This window comes from Tsukamurella conjunctivitidis (genome assembly GCF_007858475.1).
Classification (GTDB): Bacteria; Actinomycetota; Actinomycetes; order Mycobacteriales; family Mycobacteriaceae; genus Tsukamurella; species Tsukamurella conjunctivitidis.
In genome coordinates, this window is the sequence record NZ_VIGX01000345.1 from 1 (window position 1) to 500 (window position 500).

1 protein-coding gene is annotated in these 500 nt (G+C 43.4%); it reads right to left on the reverse strand.

Going from position 1 to position 500, the window contains the following annotated elements:
- Positions 1-103 precede the first annotated feature (103 nt).
- Positions 104-500, reverse strand: a 397-nt coding sequence (locus tag FK530_RS27775) for a KH domain-containing protein (protein WP_166443343.1), incomplete at its 5' end; no start/stop codon positions are given.

The window sequence follows — 500 nt, forward strand, 5'->3', positions numbered from 1 at the left end:
GATATTGAAATCGATTCATAGAGGTAGTTTTTGGGGTAGAAGCTATGAACGGAAAAGATCTTCCAAAGGAAGATCTTTATCTGCTTGAGGAGAGTTGCTCTCTTTAGAGATCTTTATAGCCGAGGGCATTGAGTGCCTTTTCGTCATCAGACCATCCTTCTCTCACCTTCACAAAGGCGCGTAGAAAGACTTTAGCATCAAAGAGACGCTCTAAATCGATTCTCGCCTGTGTGCTCGCCTCTTTTAAGGTTGCGCCCCCTTTACCGATAACAATCCCTTTTTGGCTCTCTCTCTCTACAGAGATAGCCGCTAAGATGCGGTAGAGGTTGCCTTCAATTTTAAACTCTTCAATTTCAACGGCGATGGTATAAGGGAGTTCTTGATTGAGTCTACGCGTCAATTTCTCTCTTAAAACTTCTGCCGCTAAAAATGCGCTTGAGACCGTCGTAATCTCATCTTCACTATAAGGGAAGGGTTGTTCTGGGAGATACTTCTTAATG